The sequence below is a fragment of the Prevotella multiformis genome, assembly GCF_018127985.1.
Classification (GTDB): domain Bacteria; phylum Bacteroidota; class Bacteroidia; order Bacteroidales; family Bacteroidaceae; genus Prevotella; species Prevotella multiformis.
The window spans coordinates 1,237,732-1,258,226 of record NZ_CP072357.1; the positions used below are offsets into that span (position 1 = coordinate 1,237,732).

21 protein-coding genes are annotated in these 20,495 nt (G+C 56.4%); 16 read left to right on the top strand and 5 right to left on the bottom strand.

Annotated elements, in window-relative coordinates; translation table 11 throughout:
- Positions 1–176: 176 nt before the first annotated feature.
- The 8 genes from ruvB (at position 177) to ybeY (ending at position 5,230) form a co-directional block, all read left to right on the top strand.
- Positions 177–1,211 carry a Holliday junction branch migration DNA helicase RuvB gene (gene ruvB / locus J4864_RS04975; protein ID WP_211813930.1) on the top strand — a complete coding sequence of 345 codons (1,035 nt, stop codon included), beginning with the start codon at positions 177–179 and terminating at the stop codon, positions 1,209–1,211.
- 178 nt (positions 1,212–1,389) lie between these two features.
- Positions 1,390–1,902 carry a DUF4252 domain-containing protein gene (locus J4864_RS04980; RefSeq protein ID WP_211813932.1) on the top strand — a complete coding sequence of 171 codons (513 nt, stop codon included), beginning with the start codon at positions 1,390–1,392 and terminating at the stop codon, positions 1,900–1,902.
- Positions 1,903–2,048: 146 nt separating this feature from the next.
- Positions 2,049–2,549 carry a DUF4252 domain-containing protein gene (locus J4864_RS04985; protein WP_246479375.1) on the top strand — a complete coding sequence of 167 codons (501 nt, stop codon included), beginning with the start codon at positions 2,049–2,051 and terminating at the stop codon, positions 2,547–2,549.
- 81 nt (positions 2,550–2,630) lie between these two features.
- Complete coding sequence (locus J4864_RS04990; RefSeq protein ID WP_211813934.1) at positions 2,631–3,140, top strand: GFO_1088 family ECF-type sigma factor; 510 nt, start codon at positions 2,631–2,633, stop codon at positions 3,138–3,140.
- On the top strand, positions 3,127–3,609 hold the full coding sequence (locus J4864_RS04995; RefSeq protein ID WP_211813936.1) for a PG0215 family putative anti-sigma factor: 483 nt from the start codon (positions 3,127–3,129) through the stop codon (positions 3,607–3,609). Before J4864_RS04990 ends, J4864_RS04995 begins: the two co-directional genes overlap by 14 nt.
- Positions 3,610–3,612: 3 nt before the next feature.
- Positions 3,613–4,071: a DUF4252 domain-containing protein gene (locus J4864_RS05000; protein ID WP_211813937.1), complete on the top strand. Its 459-nt coding sequence runs from the start codon at positions 3,613–3,615 to the stop codon at positions 4,069–4,071.
- Between the two features lie 229 nt (positions 4,072–4,300).
- Positions 4,301–4,747, top strand: a complete 447-nt coding sequence (gene coaD, locus J4864_RS05005; RefSeq protein ID WP_211813938.1) for a pantetheine-phosphate adenylyltransferase — start codon at positions 4,301–4,303, stop codon at positions 4,745–4,747.
- Between the two features lie 63 nt (positions 4,748–4,810).
- Complete coding sequence (gene ybeY, locus J4864_RS05010; RefSeq protein WP_211813939.1) at positions 4,811–5,230, top strand: rRNA maturation RNase YbeY; 420 nt, start codon at positions 4,811–4,813, stop codon at positions 5,228–5,230.
- Positions 5,231–5,967: 737 nt separating this feature from the next.
- Here the strand turns inward: ybeY and J4864_RS05015 are convergent.
- Entirely contained in the window at positions 5,968–6,324 is a 357-nt protein-coding gene (locus J4864_RS05015) for a retinol dehydrogenase (RefSeq protein ID WP_211813940.1), read from the bottom strand.
- Between J4864_RS05015 and J4864_RS05020 the strand changes: the two genes are divergently transcribed.
- Positions 6,307–6,861, top strand: coding sequence for a helix-turn-helix domain-containing protein (locus J4864_RS05020; RefSeq protein WP_211813941.1), 555 nt, complete (start codon positions 6,307–6,309; stop codon positions 6,859–6,861). The two genes, J4864_RS05015 and J4864_RS05020, sit on opposite strands and share 18 nt — an antisense overlap.
- A gap of 16 nt (positions 6,862–6,877) precedes the next feature.
- Here J4864_RS05020 and dprA read toward each other — a convergent pair whose 3' ends face one another.
- The 3 genes from dprA to J4864_RS05035 all read right to left on the bottom strand — a co-directional run bounded on the left by dprA (position 6,878) and on the right by J4864_RS05035 (position 9,899).
- Positions 6,878–7,996 carry a DNA-processing protein DprA gene (gene dprA / locus J4864_RS05025; protein ID WP_211813942.1) on the bottom strand — a complete coding sequence of 373 codons (1,119 nt, stop codon included), beginning with the start codon at positions 7,994–7,996 and terminating at the stop codon, positions 6,878–6,880.
- Between the two features lie 80 nt (positions 7,997–8,076).
- On the bottom strand, positions 8,077–8,484 hold the full coding sequence (locus tag J4864_RS05030; RefSeq protein ID WP_025067120.1) for an acyl-CoA thioesterase: 408 nt from the start codon (positions 8,482–8,484) through the stop codon (positions 8,077–8,079).
- A gap of 101 nt (positions 8,485–8,585) precedes the next feature.
- Complete coding sequence (locus tag J4864_RS05035; RefSeq protein WP_211813943.1) at positions 8,586–9,899, bottom strand: DUF2851 family protein; 1,314 nt, start codon at positions 9,897–9,899, stop codon at positions 8,586–8,588.
- A 246-nt stretch (positions 9,900–10,145) separates the two neighbouring features.
- Here J4864_RS05035 and J4864_RS05040 point away from each other — a divergent pair, with 246 nt between their 5' ends.
- A complete protein-coding gene (locus tag J4864_RS05040) occupies positions 10,146–12,497 on the top strand; it encodes an outer membrane beta-barrel family protein (protein ID WP_211813944.1) in 2,352 nt (783 codons plus the stop codon).
- A gap of 210 nt (positions 12,498–12,707) precedes the next feature.
- Here the strand turns inward: J4864_RS05040 and J4864_RS05045 are convergent, their stop codons facing one another.
- Complete coding sequence (locus J4864_RS05045) at positions 12,708–13,418, bottom strand: SIR2 family NAD-dependent protein deacylase (RefSeq protein WP_211813945.1); 711 nt, start codon at positions 13,416–13,418, stop codon at positions 12,708–12,710.
- Between the two features lie 274 nt (positions 13,419–13,692).
- Here J4864_RS05045 and J4864_RS05050 point away from each other — a divergent pair, with 274 nt between their 5' ends.
- From J4864_RS05050 to J4864_RS05075, 6 genes are all read left to right on the top strand, one after another.
- Positions 13,693–14,298 carry a BamJ family beta-barrel-assembly machinery protein gene (locus tag J4864_RS05050; RefSeq protein ID WP_211813946.1) on the top strand — a complete coding sequence of 202 codons (606 nt, stop codon included), beginning with the start codon at positions 13,693–13,695 and terminating at the stop codon, positions 14,296–14,298.
- A gap of 155 nt (positions 14,299–14,453) precedes the next feature.
- Positions 14,454–15,359, top strand: a complete 906-nt coding sequence (locus tag J4864_RS05055) for an FKBP-type peptidyl-prolyl cis-trans isomerase (protein WP_007367674.1) — start codon at positions 14,454–14,456, stop codon at positions 15,357–15,359.
- A gap of 93 nt (positions 15,360–15,452) precedes the next feature.
- Positions 15,453–16,463: a BamJ family beta-barrel-assembly machinery protein gene (locus tag J4864_RS05060; RefSeq protein WP_211813947.1), complete on the top strand. Its 1,011-nt coding sequence runs from the start codon at positions 15,453–15,455 to the stop codon at positions 16,461–16,463.
- Between the two features lie 170 nt (positions 16,464–16,633).
- Complete coding sequence (locus J4864_RS05065; protein ID WP_007367676.1) at positions 16,634–17,101, top strand: Lrp/AsnC family transcriptional regulator; 468 nt, start codon at positions 16,634–16,636, stop codon at positions 17,099–17,101.
- A 247-nt stretch (positions 17,102–17,348) separates the two neighbouring features.
- Positions 17,349–19,211: a gamma-glutamyl-gamma-aminobutyrate hydrolase family protein gene (locus J4864_RS05070; RefSeq protein WP_211813948.1), complete on the top strand. Its 1,863-nt coding sequence runs from the start codon at positions 17,349–17,351 to the stop codon at positions 19,209–19,211.
- A 103-nt stretch (positions 19,212–19,314) separates the two neighbouring features.
- Entirely contained in the window at positions 19,315–20,334 is a 1,020-nt protein-coding gene (locus tag J4864_RS05075) for a M28 family peptidase (protein ID WP_211813949.1), read from the top strand.
- Positions 20,335–20,495: the final 161 nt, after the last annotated feature.

Sequence of the window (20,495 nt, forward strand, 5' to 3'; positions counted from 1 at the left end):
GCAAACAGGAAGCGGGGGCTGTCTTTGCCCCGGCTGCATCACTTCCGCAAGCGGACACCGTTTGCGCGCGGCGATCCTGCCGGACGGGCGCCCTCACCCCTGCGCGGTGGAGGGACAGGCCGCGGCTCTGACACGGTTTCGTGGTCCTGTGCCGTCCTTGCAAAACAATCAGAAAGATGCCAGAAGATTTTGACATACATGAAGAGAAACTGACCTCGACCGAGAAGGATTTCGAGAACGCCCTCCGTCCGCTGCGCTTCCGTGACTTCAGCGGACAGCAGAAGGTCGTCGAGAACCTCAGCGTGTTCGTCGAAGCCGCCAAGTACCGCGGCGAACCGCTCGACCACACACTCCTGCACGGGCCTCCTGGACTGGGCAAGACCACCTTGAGCAACATCATCGCCAACGAACTGGGCGTGGGGTTCAAGATCACTTCCGGCCCGGTGCTCGACAAGCCGGGCGACCTGGCGGGCATCCTCACGTCCCTTGAGCCGAACGACGTGCTCTTCATCGACGAGATCCACCGGCTTTCCCCTGTCGTGGAGGAGTACCTCTACTCTGCCATGGAGGACTACCGCATCGACATCATGATAGACAAGGGGCCGTCGGCACGGTCGATCCAGATCGACCTCAATCCGTTCACCCTTGTCGGGGCGACCACCCGGAGCGGACTGCTCACGGCTCCGCTGCGCGCCCGTTTCGGCATCAACCTCCACCTGGAATACTACGACCCGGAGACCCTGCAACGCATCATCAAGCGGTCGGCGCAGCTGCTGAAAGTCCCCATCGTGGACGAGGCCGCCGCCGAGATCGCACGCCGTTCGCGCGGCACGCCGCGTATCTGCAACTCCCTGCTCCGCCGTGTGCGCGACTTCGCCCAGGTGAAGGGCAACGGGACCATCACCCCCGAGATAGCCGGTCTCTCCCTGCAGTCGCTGAACATCGACAAGTTCGGACTGGACGAGATTGACAACAAGATTCTCCTCACCATCATCGACAAGTTCCGGGGCGGGCCGGTGGGCGTGTCGACCATCGCGACCGCCATCGGAGAAGATTCCGGTACGGTAGAGGAGGTCTATGAGCCTTTCCTGATCATGGAGGGATTCATCAAACGCACGCCCCGAGGGCGCGTGGCAACCCGGCTTGCCTACACCCACCTCGGGAGAAACCACGCTCAGGCCGACTCCCTCCAGCCCGGCCTGTTCGATTAGGCGGAGCCGGCTCCGGCTGCACCTGCCGCCGGCTCCATCGGTCTCCGCTCCCTCTTCCCGGAGGAAGCGGAAAAGTTTTTCTGAAAAAACACACGGCCCGCTGCCACAAAGTTCTCCTTTCTTCCGTCTCTATAGATGTAAGCGGAACAAAGTATGAACCCTTTTCAATATCAGAGACATGAAAAAGAAAATCTTCACCTTGGCTTTCGCAGCCGCCACCTTACTTTGCGGCTGTAACGTACAGGCCCGCCCGTCGGCATCTGTCAGCGCATCGCAGGATGACGGCGTGGAGGCTCTCTTCAAACAGTTCAGGAACTCGGAGAACGTCACCTACCTCAATCTGCCCAAAAGTCTCATCAAGATGGGACTGAAGTCGGCTGACGACAAGACGGCCGAAGCACTCGCCGCCCGGATTGACGGAATACAGATCCTGACGCTGGAGGAGGCCGGCCAGAAGACGAAGGACGATCTCTTCCGCCAGTTCAGCAATCTGGAGAAAAAGGGATACGAACCTGTGGTCAAATCGAATGACGACGGAGAAAAAGTCCGGATACTGATAAAAGGCAACGAGAAGGAGGTTCAGAACCTCGTCATCTTCTCCATGGACAAGGACGACTGCTCGCTTGTCAGCATCAACGGACACATCAATCCTGCCGACATCGACGAAATCGTAGAGCTGGAGACCCATTAAGGGCTGTCCCGTAATACCCGTGCCGGTCTGCCGGCAGCAGGAGACACCGTCGGCTCTTCGGAGCTTTTGCCATCCGGCTGCCCTGCTCGCATGAAAGGCAAAGGACCGTCGGAAATGATTTTAGAACCTTACTGAAACGAGTGAACATGATGAAGCGAATCCTCTTCCTACTGGGCCTGTCCATCAGTGTACTGGGCACCTCTGCACAGAACGTGGAGGGACTGATCAAGCAATACCGGCACGAGAAACATGCCGACTACGTACATATTCCCCGCCTTGTAATGTCCCTGGTACGGCTGTTCGTCAGGGAGAGTCCGGAGGATGTCGAGACCGTCAAGGCCGTTTCCTCCATCCGGGTCCTCAGCCTGGAAGACTGCATGCCGGCTGTAAAGGAGCGTTTCCGGAATACCGTCCAGACTTTCCTGCCGGCGGGCTACATCCCCGTCATCTATACCAAGGAGGGCGGTGAGACCTGCCGTATCTATGTCAAGGAGCGAAAAGGCTGCATCCGGGAGGTTCTCCTCCTCTCTACCGACAAAGACGACGGCTGCATTGTCCAGATCAAAGGGAAGATCAAGCCAGGCGACGTGGGCAATGTGATAGAACAGAACACAAAGAAGGGAATCCGGAAAAGGTGCAATCTGTAACACTTTTTCCGTTCCCACTTTCTCCCTTCGGCGTTCTCCCTGCCGCTTCCCCAACGTCTGTCCTTCCTATCTCCGCCGGTCATGCAAGCAACCGAATTCAAATGTCTCTTCCTTCCCTGCCACCGTAAACTCTTTTCCGTGGCATACAGGCTCACAGGCAATGTGCAGCGTGCAGAGGACCTGGTACAGGAGACGTTCCTGCGGCTCTGGACACAGCGTGACAGGATAGGGAGACCCGACAGTCCCGAGGGATACAGCGTGAGCGTACTGCGCCGGCTGTTCTATGACAGGCTGAGGGCCGCCCGCCTCCCGGAGGTGGACAAAGACGTGGGACATCTCCAGGTGGTGTCCGCACAGGACGTCGGCAGGCAGGTGGAAGACGCTGACGAATGCAACCTGATCAGGCAGCTGATCGTCTCTCTGCCCGGTCCGCAGGGAAGAATCATGCTGATGCGCGACGTGGAAGGACGCTCCTTCGGGGAAATCAGCAGGGAAACAGGGCTTACGGAGGTGAATATAAGGAGCGTCCTCAGCCGTGCCCGCAGGAAAATCAGAGAACAGATAAAGACCATACGACATGACAAAGACTGAAGACATCAGGCGTCTGCTCGACCGCTATTACGACGGGCAGGCCACGGAGGAAGAAGAGAGCACGCTGTTCTCCTGCTTCCGGGGTGACGACACAGATGCCGTCCAGGAGGAGGAACGTGCGTTCTTCACGGCTCTTCAGCCGGAGGAGTGCCCTGTCCCGGAGGGGCTGGAGGGGCGGATCAGCCGGCAGGTCAGCCAGTGGAATACGATAGAGACGGGCACGCTCCGCACGGCAAGGCACAGCAACCTGCGCTGGATAGTGGGCATTGCCGCCTCCTTCCTGCTCCTCTTCGCCGCCTCCGCCATTGTCTATCAGCGTGAGCATGCCCCCGTGCAGAGCGGACAGGACACGTATGCGAATACAAAGGATGCGTATGCCGAGACCACACGGGCTCTGATGAAATTCTCGAAGACCCTCAACAGGGGAATAGAAGCAACGGAGGACATCACCAAAAAGACAAGCGATTAGATTATGAAGAGAATCATTTTGACGGTCTGCATGGCGGTGATCGCCTGTACGGCGGCGTTCGCCCAAAAGGAGCTGTTCGACAGATACGGCGATGCGGAAGGGGTGACCACGGTCTACATCTCACGCAACATGATGCGGATGATGGGACAGGTGAAAGCCGGGAACAGGGACATCAGCAGGATCGCACGGCGGCTCGACCGGCTGCAGATCCTGTCCTGCGAACGTCCGTCGATGGTCGCATCCATCCAGAATGCCGCCGTCGCCATCTTCAGGAAGCAGAAGTTCTCGGTCGTCATGCAGGTCAACGACGGCAGAGAGCACACCACCATCTACGAACGGCACTACCCCAACGGCAAGAACGAGTTTGCCCTGCTGTCTGTGGAACGGGACGAAATCAGCCTCATCAATATTCTCGGCAACGTATCGTTGCAGGACATACAGGGGATAGCCGGTGGGAAATAATCCACCGGCTTTCTTGGTTATGTTCTGGAAATGGAGTATATTTGCAGCGGAAAGAAGGGGCACAGGGCAGGTGCTGTCAGGATGCCGCAGGCAGACGGTCTGCATCCGGAAAAGCCGTCCGCAGCACCAGCCCAGAACCGGTCCGGCCGGCCCCGGAAGACAAGAAGACCCGGCGTCTGGTTTCAGCCAGACCGTCGACGCCGGAGAAACAAACAGCATGCAGCCGCTTATGAGAACAGGAATTTTCGTCGGGAGTTTCGATCCGTTCACCATCGGACACGATGCCATCGTACGCCGTTCACTGCCGCTCTTCGACAGGATTGTCATCGGGGTAGGCATCAACGGCCGCAAGCAATACATGCTCGATACAGCAGAACGGACGGAGCGCATCGCACGCCTCTATGCCGGCAATCCGAAGGTAGAGGTGAAGGCGTACAGCGACCTGACCGTCGACTTCGCCCGCCGCGAAAGAGCCGGATATATCATCAAGGGCGTACGCAGCATGAAAGACTTCGAATACGAGCGTGAACAGGCTGACATAAACCGCCGGCTGGGCGGCATCGAGACCATTCTCCTCTATGCCGATCCGCAGCTGGAAAGCATCAGCTCCAGCATGGTAAGAGAACTGAAGCGCTTCGGGCAGGATATTACCGGGTTTCTGCCGGAGGGATATTGACCGGCAAGGCTCAAAGCTACAGGAGGCTCTCACAGGACCGCTCCGCAAAAACAACAAAGACAGATGATAACATACAATGCAGAAGGCGTGAAGATGCCGAAAATCAGGAAACGTGATACTTCCCGGTGGATCAAGGCGGTTGCCGCCACCTACGGCCGGAAGGTCGGGGAAATCGGCTATATGTTCGTCGGCGACGAGAAGATTCTCGAGATAAACAACGAGTACCTGGGACACGACTATTACACAGACATCATCACCTTCGACTATGACGAGGGGAATGTGCTCAACGGCGACCTCGTCATCTCGCTCGACACAGTGCGAAGCAATGCCGAACTCTTCCACAAGTCCTATGAAGACGAACTGAACCGGGTCATCATCCACGGCATTCTCCATCTCTGCGGTATCAACGACAAAGGACCCGGTGAACGTGAAATCATGGAGGAGAATGAGAACAAGGCGCTTGCTCTGCTGAAGGAGATGTGATGGTGCAGGCGGGCGAAGGCCGTACATACTGCCGCACGTGTGCCGGTATGATGCGGAATTGCCGGCAGCCAGCCTCTGTTCCTCCTATCTTAGATGCCCCGCCGGGCGAGGCGGACTTGTCCGGGCAATGTGTCCCGGGGCTTTCCGGACACGTCCCTGCCGCCTCTCCCTCCCTTTCCGCAGTCCGGTCCGTGCGGACATGGACATGAAAAAAGCTCCGTTTTCTCTTGCCTTGATGAGAAAACGAAGCCTTTTCCGTTTGCATTCCATGTGACGTCTGTCACCGCATCACCGTGGAGACAGATTCCTGCCAGTATGGTAATCCGTTTTTAATCCCAAGATGACGAGCGTCCGTTACCAGCTGGCACATCGCCTGTCTGGTCTTGCCGCCGTTAAGCAGTTCTCGTCAGCATAAGCCGCTCGTCAGCCTCTTGCGGCAGGCTGGACAGTGGCAGGATGCACCCGACTTCCCACCTTCTGCCGGTGTACCGGTGCCCGTCACCGATGGTATTGTCGGCTAACACCGGCCGTGTCGGGCGTTCGCACGCCTGCAACCAGATGCCGGAAAGAAAGCAACCGGGAGTGAAGGAAACGCTGTTCCGCCAAAAGCCAGCGGGACTTATCGGATGGAAGCAGGACTTGCCGCTCCCGACAACAACAGGAAACCGCCTGTGCCCAGGGACACCACACATGGCAATACAGGCTGCTTAGGCTTTGCCGCACAGCAATGGCCGGCCTTAACTTGCGTGCATCATGAACCAGTCGAACCAGCGTGCAGGCAGGAGGGTGTGCAGGAAGACGAGGGGCTTGGCACCGAAACCGATGAGGTAACGGGCTTTCGGTCGGCGGGTGTTGGCTGCACGGCTAATGGCTCTGGCAACGATTTTCGGATCGCTCATCATGCTGCCGCTATATTGTTTGCGCATGCCTTCAGCGGTCTTCTTCGCCTGTGCTTCGTAGGCACCTCCCTTAGCACTTTCTGCCAGGTGGTCGGCTGCGATCTTGCCGTTCTGAATGCCAATACGGTCCGGAATCTGCCGGGCTGCCATACTGATGAAAGGAACAGGGCGGTCTATGTGAACAAGAGCAATCATATCAGGACAGACGAGGAGAGCCGGAGGCAGTTCGAGGGATATACGAGTCTGTTGGCATTCAAACTTGCCCAGACTGACCGCCGCTACAACCGGGAGGTTGTCCGGAGTATCCTCCGCAGTATTCTCTTCGACTATCTTGAACTGATGACGGCGGTTGTTCCGACAGGCGAAACATCCGTAGAAGGGCAGCGCAAAGTGCTGTTCCAGCAGTTTCTCGAGCTGCTCTCCATGCGTCACGTCAAACACCAGCCTGTCGATACTTATGCCCAGGAACTTTGTGTTTCGCCAGGCTATCTCACAAAAGTCTGTAAGGATCTGTCGGGTAAGACGGCCATGAAATGGATCAGGGAGTACACAGAACAGGATGTACGCTACTGTCTGACGAACTCTGACCGGAGTGTGAAGGAAATCTGCAAAGACCTTGGTTTCCAGGATCTCAGCTTTTTCTCGAAGTTCTGCCGGCGTGCTTTCGGCTGTTCGCCCACGGCATACAGGAAGAAGGCGAAGGCCTCTCGTGGCCAGATTCCGAATGTGTGAGCAAGGGTCTGCAAGGCTATGCCAGCAGGTGATAACATCCGCCTGCCATCGCCCTGATGACCCCTTTCATCTCCAGGGTGAAGAGGATGCCCGTGAGCCGTGAGATGGGGATGTCTGTCCGGACGGACAGGAGATTGATCTGCAGGTCGTTGTTCTGCCGGAGCACATGGACGACAGCATTTTCTTCTGGCGACAGATGCGGGAACAGAGTACGTTCAATGCCCTTCTGCTGTGCCTGCGCCAGCTTCCTGTCCTCTTCCCATCCCATCGCTTTCACCAGGTCGGTGGCAGAGGTGACGAGTGCCGCCCCGTTGTCTCGGATAAGGTTGTTGCATCCCTCGCTGTAATCTGAATGTACGGAACCGGGAAAAGCGAATACCTCCCGTCCGTAGCTGCGTGCAATGCTGCAGGTGATGAGTCCGCCGCCCTTGGAAGCCGACTCTACGAGAAGGGTGGCATCCGAACATCCGGCGACGATGCGGTTCCGCTGCACGAAGTTGCGGGCTATGGGCTGTGTGTGTGTCATGTATTCTGTCAGCAGTCCGCCTTGCCTCATCATCTGTGCAGCCGTCTGACGGTGTGTGCGGGGATAGAGGTCGTCAAGCCCGTGCGCCAGTACGCCGATGGTGTCAAAGCCGTTCTGCAGGGCCGCCCGGTGTGCATGGATGTCTACACCGTATGCCAGTCCGCTGAAGATGAGAACATCTGGGCAGAGCGTCTTCAGTTCCCTGACGAACGAACGGATGATATCCTGTCCGTAGGTGGTGCAGTGGCGAGTGCCTACAATACTGATGACGTGACGGCTGTTGAGGTCGGCGTTGCCGAGATAATAGAGCAGGACAGGGGCATCGGGACACTCCCTGAGCCGTTGCGGATAGTGTTCGTCGTTCATGCAGATAGGCTGGATGCCATGCTGCCGGTCGTATTCCAGCTCCTGTTCAGCCCGGTCTCTGAGACTGTCGATGTCTTTCAGCGCCTCAACGAGGTGCGCGGAGGCATCAGGGAGGATGTCCCTGATGTCCCGTCTGTGTTCTATGACGGCAGTAGCCGAACCTGCGCGTCTGTATAGTTCTGCCAGTTCGGCGAGGTGGAAGCGGGTCAGTCGGGTCAGCAGGATGGCGTTAAGGGATTCCATGGCGGGGAGTGTCGGGGGTAGGCGATGATGGGTGGTGATGGGCGGTGATAAGCGGGGAAAGGGATGAGTTTTTCACCTTCCTACAGCACTGCGGCGAATGCTTCGTCATATTCCTTGCTGTTGCCCAGCCTGCCGTTGATAAGCGTCACAAGGTCTACATCGGCATGGAAGCAGAGCTGTTCGTCGCTGGCACGGAAGAGGTCGTGGTTGAACACCCAGCGGAGCCCCTGCTTCTTCAATCCCATGCGTGAGATGATCTCGTCGTCACAGGTCAGCGGCACCTTATAGGTAAGCTGCATCCGTGCGACGACGGCATCGACACCTTTCTCGTGCAAATCGGCGAAGCTGACACCTAACGACCGCAGGAACCGGTGACGGGTGTGCTCGGTGTAGTGCAGATAATTGGCATTGTTTACTATCCCTTGGATGTCGCACTCATAGTCGCGGACTTCCATTCTTGTCTCGAAGATGTATTTCTTTTGTTCCATAATTTATTAATTAAAAGAAGTTTGTCAGACCTGTCTGTCTCATCAGTTTAATCCGTCTTGTCAGCAGAATGTCCCCTGCCACCGGATGGCGGGACTTCCTTTCAGCTACGCCGGGCAGCGGAGCTGCCTTTCAGATATTCGTATCCGATCCGACAGCGCAGGCATTCCTTCCGGTCGCAGTACTCCTTTTTCAGCTGTATGAGCGCCTGTGAGTCACCTGCCGTCTCAACTGTCAAGCCTACTTTCCTCCATATCCTCACGATGTGATTGTCCTCCGCTTTCAACGCTTCAAGGAAGTCGAAGGCCCGTCCGCACAGCCTTTCGGAATTCTTGTGCCTGCCGTATGCGAAGAGGACGGGGACGACTGTGTTGACGGTCAGCAGGTTCAGCGATGCCGACGACAGCCGTTTCTCGCTCCTTGCACTCTCTTCACCAAAGACATAGTGTGTCTCCCAGTAGGTCGTCACCTGCGTAGCCAGCAGTTCCTGCACCTGTCTTACCGTCTCACACTCCAGCAGCTGTGACAGTCCCGCCCGCTGTTCACAGTAAAGCCGGGCGAGCTGCGCGATGCGGATATGCGGGAAGTTCTGCGGCCGGAGACGGAGAAACCGCCACAGCCCGGCATCCATGTGCCTCAGTCCGAACTTATGCGCCAGATACCGGTACTCGCTTTCCAGCTGCGTGAAGTAGCCGTCCTGCAGGGCTTTCTGCTGATAGCGTTCCGGCAGGGCAGCCTCCTCCAGCAGTCCTGCCTGCCCCAGGAAGAAGGCTTCAATCTGCAGCAGGTTGTCCCGATGATGGGCTATGTTCTGCAATGGAACCAGCTTTGCCCATGTTTCAAAAGCATCGCCGTTGATGCCGAAGCCGTAGTTGCGGGCAAGGGTGACGAAGTAAGCGGCTTCCCAAGATCCGTCGCAGTCTTTCACCCGCTGGGCGATCGCCTCCGTTTTCTGTTCCAGCCGTTCCGTCTGCAAGGCACTCATCCACGAGTGAACCATCAGACGTGAGAGGTCAGGAATGATGCGGTAGCAGGGCGGGTAGGCCTCCGTCGTAAGCAGTTCTTCGTAATGTTCCCTGACGGATGCAGGAACCTGCAGCCGCATCTGTGGCGGATAATCGCCTTGTTTTGTCTTGACATCCACGTCAACGGACTCTGCCACGTGCAGGATGATATTGTTATAGTGCGGATCGCGGTCGTGCCGGTGCAGGAACCAGTCGGACGCACGGTCGTGTATCTCTACATTGCCCACCCACAACGTTCCGCCGATCTTCACTTTCGCATTGAAGAAATCGGGACCTGCATTGCGGTTATGCAGTCCGGGATCAATGACTTCCACCTCCTGTCCGTCAGTGGTCTTGAGCCCCGTCAGCGGAAACATTTTGTGTTTCCATACGTAGTGGAGGAGTTGTTCCATAACAGAGATTCTTGGTTTTACAGAACGCAAATATACGAAAAAAACGGGACAATCGATCCGCCTGTCAGTGTGTTTTAAGCATCACAACATCTTTTTTTATGGAAAGATGAGGCTTTTTCTTTTTTTTTTCATAAATTTGTCGGCTGTCAGGGGTTCTGTCATAAAAGCGTCGGACCGCCTCACATAATGAATACCAAGATACATGTCGTGTCTGTCCAAGGGAAAATGAGTTTTAATCCATCCGCAATGAAAAGAAGAATGCCGTCAGACAACCGCCTTCTGGCAAAAGGACTGCTGCTTGCAGTGCTGCAATGTCTTTCCGCTCTGTCGCTTTCCGCCCAGACTCCTTATATTCGAGGGACCGTGAAAGACGGAGCGGGCACACCGGTTGAGTTCGCAACCGTAACCCTGCTGTCAGGAAAGGATTCCACAGTCCTTACCGGGACGGTCACTGAAGAGAACGGAAGTTTCTCGCTTGATGTAACGGACGCAGACCAGCCGAAAATACTTCGCATTTCCTTTATCGGATATAAAGACTGTATGATCCGTAATCCTGCCGGAGACCTTGGCGTTGTCGTCCTGAATCCGGTAGACCAGCAGTTAGACGAGGTGGTCGTGAAAGGAAACCGACGGATGGTGAAGCTCAGGAATGACGGTATACAGGTGGATATTTCAGGCACCTATCTGTCGCATACAGGTTCGGCGCTCGAACTGCTCGGAAAAATGCCGTTTGTCTCCAGGTCAGGTTCAGACATAGAAGTGCTCGGCAAAGGAACGCCCCTCATCTACATCAACAACCGCCAGGTGCGCGACCAGTCGGAGCTTGTCCGGCTCTCTTCTTCAGAGATCAGGAACATAGAGGTCGTGACGTCCCCCGGTGCAAGGTATGCCTCGACAGCGAATGCCGTCATCCGTATTACAACAGCAGCTCCCATGGGGGAAGGCTTCTCTTTCAACGACAGGACGACGACCGGGGTCAAACATTATGCCTATCTTTTCGAGCAGACCGACTTCAATTACCGCCGGAAGGGTTTCGACTTTGCCGGTATGCTGAACTATGAGAACTACCGCGAGCGTCCCCGCATAGAGAACACGACCCTGCAATATCTGTCCACGACGACCATTGAACAGCGGGGCACGGGCAAGGACTTCTCGAAGTTTCCGGTCTATTCGGGAAAGGTCGGCCTGAACTACAACCATAAGTCCCACTATTTCGGACTGTTCTATGATTTCAGATTCAAGCCTTCGGAATCGTCCGGCCCTACGGAAACCTCACGCTACATTGACGGGCGTTTCTCTGAACAGCTTGAAAACAGCACCGTCTCCAGCCGTCATGCCCGCCAGCATCTGCTGAATGCCTACTACACGGGAACTGCGGGCAAATGGCAGCTGTCGGTCAACCTGGACGCTCTGTGGCAGCTGAATGACCGCCATACCCATGAGCACGAACGGTCCACCGTGAACCCAGAACGCGATTTTACGACAGCCAACAATGTCTGCAACCGCCTCCTTGCCGGCAACGCCTCGGCTTCCCGTCCTGTGTGGAAAGGTGAGATGAGAATAGGGACAGAGGGCATTCATATTCATCGTACCGACCGTTATGCAGGGAATGCAGTCTATATTGCCGGCAATGACAACCGCATAGAAGAGGCCACCACCGCCCTTTTCGCCGAAACCAGTCAGACATTCGGAGCCGTATCTGCCAATATCGGTCTGCGGTGGGAATACACTGACTCCAGATACTATCATTTCGGCACTTACTCGCCCGGGCAGAGCCGCACCTGTCACAACCTCGCTCCCACGGCATCGCTCGCCTTCCCCATAGGAAAGGTGAAGACACGTCTCGCATATACACGCAAGACTTCCCGTCCCGCCTTCGACCAGCTCGGTTCTGCCGTGAAATACATCGACCGCTACACCTATGAATCAGGCAATCCCGACCTCCGTCCCATCTACCGCGACTATCTGTCGCTGTCGACGGCGTGGAAGGACCTGTCCGTAGAAATAGCGTACACTTCCACCAAGAATTATTTCATGTGGCAGACCGTACCGTACCCTGGCAACACGGAAGCCACTTTGCTGCAGATGCAGAATATGCCGCGTTTCCGTTCCTACAGTGCTTTCGCAAACTATTCTCCCACGTTTTTCGGCTGCTGGCATCCTGTCTGGATGGCCGGCTTTGCCGCACAGGATTTCAAGCTGACCCATCATGGAGAACTGTTGCGGCTCAACCGTCCGCTGGGCATCTTCCGTTTCAACAACGCTGTCCATCTTCCCTGGGACATGTGGCTGAACATAGACTTCTCGACCCGGACTTCCGGCAATGGCGACAATGCCCGCATCCGCAGTTACTGGACAAATGACCTCGGCCTCTACAAATCGTTCGGCAGAGATACGTGGAGCATCAAACTGCAGCTCAATGACGTGTTCGGTACATGGCGCCAGCAGTTCACCACATTTGATGCCCTTGCACGTACAGACGTGAACAAGGTCTACGACACGCGCGACTTCTCTCTCACCCTTCGCTACAACTTCAACGCTGCCCGGTCAAGATACAAGGGGCATGGAGCCGGAAATACAGAGAAAGACAGGCTCTGACAAACCTCCCGGAATCCCATAGGCAAGTGTTGTGTGCCGGCAGACTGCACAAGGTGCGAATCAGATGACTCCATCAGGAAGCTTCTTCGTACAGGTGGAGCAATGCTCCCGGACGAATGGGTATCGGAGTACCGGATGCTGGGAACAGGAGTACCGGCCGTCGGGAACAGGATTCCCAACCGGTCGGGAATCATCCGATGCCCGATGACTTCAGGGACGGCCGTCCGTCCGCAGTATCTTCACCAGGTCCTTCATACCCTCGCTTGCCCCTTTCCTGATGTGCGTCACACGGCGCAGGCTGCCGGACGGCACATCGTCGGGATCGATGAGGTAAACAGGTATGTCCGGGCGGGTGTACTGCACCAGTCCCGCTGCCGGATAGACGTTCAGCGACGTACCGATGATGACGAAGAGGTCGGCCTGCGCCGCTATTTCTGCTGCCGGCTCAATCATGGGCACCGCTTCGCCGAAGAAGACGATGAAAGGACGGAGCAGACTGCCGTCGCCGGCACGTGCGCCGGGATCGACCTCGCAGGCCTCGGGCGGCAGCTCCCGTATGTAACGGCTGTCGTAAGGAGCATTGCTCGAGCAGACCTTCGTCAGTTCTCCATGCAGATGGATGACCTTTGAGGAACCGGCTTTCTCGTGGAGATTGTCCACATTCTGCGTGATGACGCTCACGTCATAATCCTTTTCAAGGTCTTTGATGAGACGGTGTCCCTCGTTGGGCTCCGCCGCATAGAGTTTTTTCCGGAGGTTGTTGTAAAAGTTGTTGACGAGCGTCGGGTTGGCTTCCCATCCCTCGTGAGAGGCCACCTGTTCGACAGGATAGTTCTCCCACAGTCCGTCATTGCCTCGGAAGGTCTTGAATCCACTCTCTACAGACATTCCTGCACCTGTCAAGAATACGATTTTCTTCATGTTGCTTGGTTTTTAGAGTTTCGGGGAGCTGAAGGGCCTGGAAAGAGACGGATGAGGCAGAGGAGACGGAAAGAAAGCCGACACCGTACATTTCAAAGGGATGGCAGGGGACAGCCCTGTCCGCTCTGTCCTGTTCATCCGCCTCTCCCGGCTGCTTCAAACCCTAAAGCGCCTTTCACTTCGACAAATTTAGTTATTTTAATTCGATTGATGCCATACTATACCTTAAAAATCGTATCTTTGCACATCAATTATAATCATATCAAGGACAGTAATGGATAAATTAAGCTATGCACTGGGCATCGGTATCGGTTCACAGCTCGCCGGAATGGGGGCGCAAGAACTGAATATTGACGACTTCGCACAGGCTATCAAGGATGTCATCTCGGGTTCGGAACTGAAGGTTGACAACGCAGAAGCACAGACACTCGTACAGAACTTCTTCCGTGAACAGGAGACGAAGCAGCAGGCGGCAGCGGCTGCAGCAGGCAAGGCCGCAAAGGCGGCAGGCGAGGCCTTCCTTGCAGAGAATGCCAAGAAGGAAGGAGTCATCACACTGCCGTCGGGTCTGCAATACCAGGTTCTGAAGGAAGGGAACGGCAAGAGACCGTCGGCAACCGATCAGGTGGTATGCCACTATGAGGGTACGCTGATTGACGGGACGGTCTTCGACAGTTCTTACAAGCGCAAGGAGCCGGCTACATTCGGCCTGAATCAGGTCATCGCCGGCTGGACAGAAGGTGTACAGCTGATGCAGGAGGGAGCCAAGTACCGCTTCTTCATCCCTTACGGCCTTGCCTATGGAGAGCGGGGTGCCGGAGCGCAGATTCCTCCTTTCGCCGCCCTTGTATTCGATGTTGAGCTGATTCAGGTGAAGTGAAGATAACGGGCAGGGATAAGCGGCGATAAACGATGGCAGGCGGTGACAGGCGACAATAAGCCTCATCACCCATCACCACCCACCGCCCATCACCGCCCATTCCCGCCTATCACCGCCTATCCGCCCCCCCCAGAAAAACTAACAACAAAAAATAAATGAAGAAAACTTATCTATTAGCCGCCATGGCTATCGTAGCAGCAGGATTCGCATCCTGCGGCAATTCCACTCCCAAGGAGGATCTGAAGTCCGACGTCGACTCTCTGAGCTACGCCTTCGGTATCGACCAGGGACAGAGCGCAAAACAGTATCTCCAGCAGATGCAGATCGACACCGCCTACATCGACGAGTTCATCAAGGGTATGAACGACGGTGCCCAGAATGCTGACGACAAGAAGCGTGCCGCCTACAATGCCGGCATCGGTGTCGGCATGCAGATGAACATGATCATCAAGCAGCAGATCAACCGCCAGATCTTCGGGGAAGACTCTACAAGAACCATCTCGATGAACAACTTCCTCTCCGGCTTCGCTGCCAGTGCAAAGGGCAAGGGCCAGAAGATGACGGTCGAGCAGGCCCGCAACATCGAGCAGAATACATCAAAGTCCATCCAGCAGAAGGCTGCCGAGAAGACATTTGGCGCCAACAAGAAGAAGAGCGACGCCTACATGGCTGCCAACGCAAAGAAGGCCGGCGTGAAGACCATCGGACAGGGCGTTCAGGTCAAGGAACTGAAAGCCGGTTCCGGTGCGGCGCCGAAGGCTACGGACGTGGTAAAGATCAATTATGTCGGCAAGACGATTGAAGGAAAGGTATTCGACCACCGTAACAATGCGACCATGCCTGTCAGCGGTGTCATCCCTGGTTTCACCGAGGCTCTGACCAAGATGCCGGTGGGTGCGAAGTGGGAAATCACCATTCCTTACAGCGCAGGTTACGGTTCGCAGCAGCCCAGTCCGGCCATCAAGCCATTCTCCACGCTTGTGTTCACGGTAGAGCTGCTCGGCATCGAGAAGGCTTCCCAGGAACAGCCGGCAGTGCCGGGTGCGAAACCGGGTATGTAAAACGGTCGCCAACGAAGGCGTAAAACAGAAAAAGAGGGTCGGGTGCAAAGCCTGACCCTCCTTTGAATCATCCTATCTTTAAAACACCTCATCATGAAGAAAGCAATCATAATGGCACTGCTCTTCGCGGCAGGCTCTGCCCTCAGCCCGGCAAGTGCCCAGAACAGGAAGAAAGACAAGAAAGAGAAACAGCAGACGGAGTGCATGCAGCCGTGCAGAACCGCTCCGGTGGAACTGAAGACCGCTTCCGACTCCTTAAGCTATGCGGCAGGTATGGCAATGACCCGGGGGCTGAACAAGTACCTGGCCAACCAGTTCGGCGTGAAGGAAGCCCAGATGCCCGATTTCCTGTGCGGTCTGCGCAAGGGAATAGAGAGCCGCAAGGACTCTGCTTTTGCTGCTTACGTCGCCGGGCTGGTCATCTGCTCACAGGTGGAGAAGACGATGCTGCCGAACATGAGCAGCCAGTTCGAGGGGACATCAGCGCCCATCAACCCCGACCTGCTCTATCAGGGATTTGTCGCCGCCCTGTCGAAAGACACGGTTCTCTTCGGACAGGAAGCTGCGGAAAAATTCTTTGAAAAGAAACAGGTGGAGCTGAAAGCACAGAAAGAAGCCGAGACCAAGGCGAAGAACGAGGCTTATCTGACGGAGAACGGAAAGAAAGAGGGTGTCGTCACGCTGCCCGACGGCCTCCAGTACCGCATCATCAGGAAAGGCGACGGAGCCGTTCCGAAGGAAACGGACCGTGTACAGGTGGCCTACGAAGGAAAGACCATCGACGGAAAAGTGTTCGATGCGACGGCCCGCCACGGCGTGGAGTCTGACACCTTCGCCGTCAACGGCCTCATCAAAGGCTGGACGGAAGCGCTGCAGATGATGCCTGTCGGTTCCAAGTGGGAGATCGTCATCCCCCAGCAGCTGGCCTACGGGGCACGGGGAGCCGGGAAGGACATCGCTCCCTACTCGACGCTGATCTTCACACTTGAACTGAAAGGCATCGAGCCGGCAGCAGACAAGGAGGTCAGGCAAGCAGAGCCTGCAAAGCCGGTTCCGGCGAAGAAACTCCCGGCAAAGACCGTCAGAAAAAATGTGAAAAAGTAAGACCGTGGACGGTGAAACACCCCGTCCGTCTTCCTATAGAAACGAAATGCGCCCCTGCGGCGCATTTTTTATGTCCTTTTGTTGTCTGTTCCATATTTATTCCCTACTTTTGCTTGCACGCAAAACAAGCTTCGAACTACATCACAAATTAAATATTTCAACTTCAGAATATGGAAAAAGTCGATCGATTGGATAAGAAGATCCTGGGCATCCTCTCACAGAACGCCCGAATGCCTTTCAAGGATGTGGCTGCCCAGTGCGGCGTCTCGCGTGCAGCCATCCACCAGCGGGTGCAGCACCTCATGGAGAACGGGGTCATTACCGGCAGCGGATTCGATGTCAACCCCAAGAGCCTGGGGTACACCACCTGTACGTATGTAGGCCTCAATCTGGAACGCGGCTCCATGTACAAAAAGGTGGTCGAACGCATCAGTGCCATCAGAGAGGTCGTTGAATGTCACTTCACGACCGGCCCTTACACCATGCTCGTAAAGCTGTATGCCAAGGACAACGAACAGCTGATGGATCTGCTCAACAACCAGCTGCAAGGCATCTCGGGAGTCGTCTCGACCGAGACGCTCATCTCGCTTGAGCAGAGCATCAAGCGTGAAGTACCTATCGACGAGGACCAGCTGTAACCCTCATCCGCCTCTCTTCAGGCAGATTCCAAGAAACACCTCTGATGCGTCTTCGGCCTTTCAGCAGGCAGACGCAGCCTCCTTCCTGAAAGGACACAGCGGACCGTGCGGCTGAATGCGAAAGCGGAAGACACCGCATAAGGCAAAATGACACAAAGAGTTGACAACACCCCTGCCGGCGACAGACCAACGTAGAATTTCAAGAACAGGCCTTCAATGACAGTGCGGCCTTTCAAAACCAACCAGCATGAAATATGATCTCCAGTCGCATCTCGACAAGGTGTATGCGACATTCCCCGAAGCAAAACACCAGCCTGTAATCGGCATCACGACGAACTTCTCGGACATCGACGCCACGCTGAGGGACGCCTACTACAAGCAAGTGGCGGCGGCAGGCGGAACGCCGGTCCTCATCCCGCCGGTAGCCGACAAGGATGTGCTCGTGAACACGCTGGCACATCTTGACGGTCTGCTCCTCACGGGCGGGGGAGACATCAATCCGCTCTGGGCAGGTGAGGAGCCGTCTACCCGACTGCACAACATCAACGCCGAGCGCGACCTCCCCGAACTCATGCTGACCCGCCTGGCCTTCAACCGCCAGATACCTATCCTCGGCATCTGCCGGGGTATCCAGACCCTGGCGGTCGCCCTGGGAGGAACCGTGCAGCAGGATATTTACGAAGATTATATCCGCACGGACGAGACACCCGGAAAGAAACCGGCGAAGGACAGGACCGACACCACCTATCATGCGGCGACCCTGAAACATTCGCAGGATGCCGACCGGGGGGAGGCGACCCACAGCGTCGCCCTCAGGAAACCCTCCATGCTGTACGCCCTCTACAAGGAGGAACGCATCATGGTCAACACCTTCCACCATCAGGCGGTGAAAGAGCCGGGAAAGCGGTTCCGCATCACGGCACTCTCGCCGGACGGTGTCGTGGAAGGCATCGAGAGCACGGAGTTCAAACCGGTCATGGGCGTACAGTGGCATCCCGAATGGATGGGGGAAGAAGGAGGAAAACTCTTCCACTGGCTGGTCACACAGGCCGCCAACTTCTACCTTGCCAAACAGCTTCACCGACGTGTACTCACGCTTGATACACACTGCGACACACCGATGTTTTTCCCGCAGGGCGTCCGGTTCGACCAGCGTGACCCGCGCATTCTCTACGACCTCCACAAGATGACCGAGGGACGGCAGGATGCGGTGACCATGGCGGCCTATCTTCCCCAACCGAAGATCGGCGAGACCTTCTCCTCGAAGATCGACGTGGAGGGACTGAAACATTACAACCCGAATCTCATCGACACGCTCGACCATCTGTCACCGGCGGTCTATGCCGACCTCATCTTCGACAAAATAGAGGAAATCGTCAAGCAGAACCAGCGTTACATCAGCATCGCAAGGACACCGTCCGACCTTTACGAAGACAAGCGCAAAGGGCGCAAGAGCATCATGTTCGCCATCGAGAACGGCCTCGCCCTGGAGCACAGGGTCGAGAACGTGAAACACTTTGCCCAGCGGGGGGTGGTGTATATAACACTGTGCCACAACGGCGACAACGACATCTGCGATTCCGCACGGGGATGCAACACCCATGGCGGCGTGAGCAAATTCGGCGAGGAGGTCATCCGGGAAATGAACCGGAACGGCATCATGGTGGACCTGAGCCACGGCGGCGAAAAGAGCTTTTACGATGCGCTCGACATCAGTTCGATGCCGATCGTATGCAGCCACTCCAACAGCAAGGCGCTCTGCGACGTACCCCGTAACCTGACGGACGAGCAGATGCGCGCACTGGCGAAGAAAGGCGGTGTAGCCCACATAACGCTGTACAAGGGCTTCCTGAAGAAAGACGGGGAAGCCACGGTCATGGATGCGATCGCCCATCTGGAACACGCCATCAGCATCATGGGAATCGATCACGTGGGCGTAGGCACCGACTTCGACGGCGACGGTACCGTGCGCGGGATGGCCGATGCCAGCGAGATGATCAACTTCACCCTCCATCTCCTCCGCCGCAAATACAGCGAGCGTGACATCGAAAAGATATGGGGCGGCAACTGGCTGCGCGTCATGGCAAAGGTGCAGAGCGTGAGGAAGTGATGCTGCCGCTCCGCCATCGACGCTCTCCCGGCAGGCATCCGGGCCGTCTCTCCTTGCAGACAGGGGCTGGAAAGGCTCCCGTCATCACTTATTTCAGAAAACAATGAAAGCAAAAATGAAACTCCTTATCAGCTGTCTGCTGGCAGCCTCCCTGACAACTGCGGCCTACAGCTGCAAGGGGAAAACAAACAACAACAACAGCAATACAACCGACACCGCCGCCACCGCGAAACCTGCCGGCCCCAGGTTTGATGCCGATTCGGCCTACTCCTACACGGCGGCGCAATGCCAGTTCGGCCCCCGCACGATGAACTCCGCCGCACACGAAGCCTGCCGGAAATGGATCGTCGGCAAGTTCAAGCAATTCGGCTGTGAGGTGCAGGAGCAGAACGCCGACCTGAAAGGCTACGACGGTACCGTGCTGAAGTCGACGAACATCATCGCACGCTTCAATCCGAAGGCAAAGAAACGCATCCTCCTCTGCGCACACTGGGACAGCCGCCCATGGGCCGACAACGACCCGGACTCCACCAACCACAGGAAACCGGTCATGGCAGCCAACGACGGTGCCAGCGGCGTGGCCGTCATGCTCGAGATAGCCCGCCTGCTGCAGACCGACAAGAAGTTTGCCATGGGCGTGGACTTCGTCTGCTTCGATGCTGAAGACTGGGGCGTGCCACAGTGGGAGACAGGCTACCAGGACACGGGCGACTCGTGGGCGTTGGGCGCACAATACTTCTCGAAGAACCTTCCCGCCGGCCCCAAGCCGGAGTTCGGCATCCTGCTGGATATGGTAGGAGGCGAAGGCGCACAGTTCTACCGGGAGGGCATGTCGCTGCAGTTCGCACCGGACATCGTCAGCCGCGTGTGGGAAGCGGCCAGGTCCGCCGGATGCGGTTCGTACTTCCCCGATGCCGTGGGAGGAATGGTCACCGACGATCATGTCCCCGTAAACCAGAACAGCGGCATCCCCACCATAGACATTATTCCTTATTATCCTGACTGCCAGCAGAGCTCTTTCGGACCGACATGGCATACCGTCAACGACACGATGGAGCACATCGATAAAAACACGTTGCAGGCGGTCGGGCAGACTGTGATACAGGTGCTGTACACGAAATAACACCCGCCTGTTCCCTACCTCCCGGCGTGCTCCCGGCGTGCTGATACCGTCACCGATCGTGTCGATGGTGAACACCATGCGTGCCGGGTGTCCGCACGCTTACTGCCGACCGGACGGTGGGCGGGATGGGGTCAGCCTGCAGCGTGAAAGAGCCGTACCGC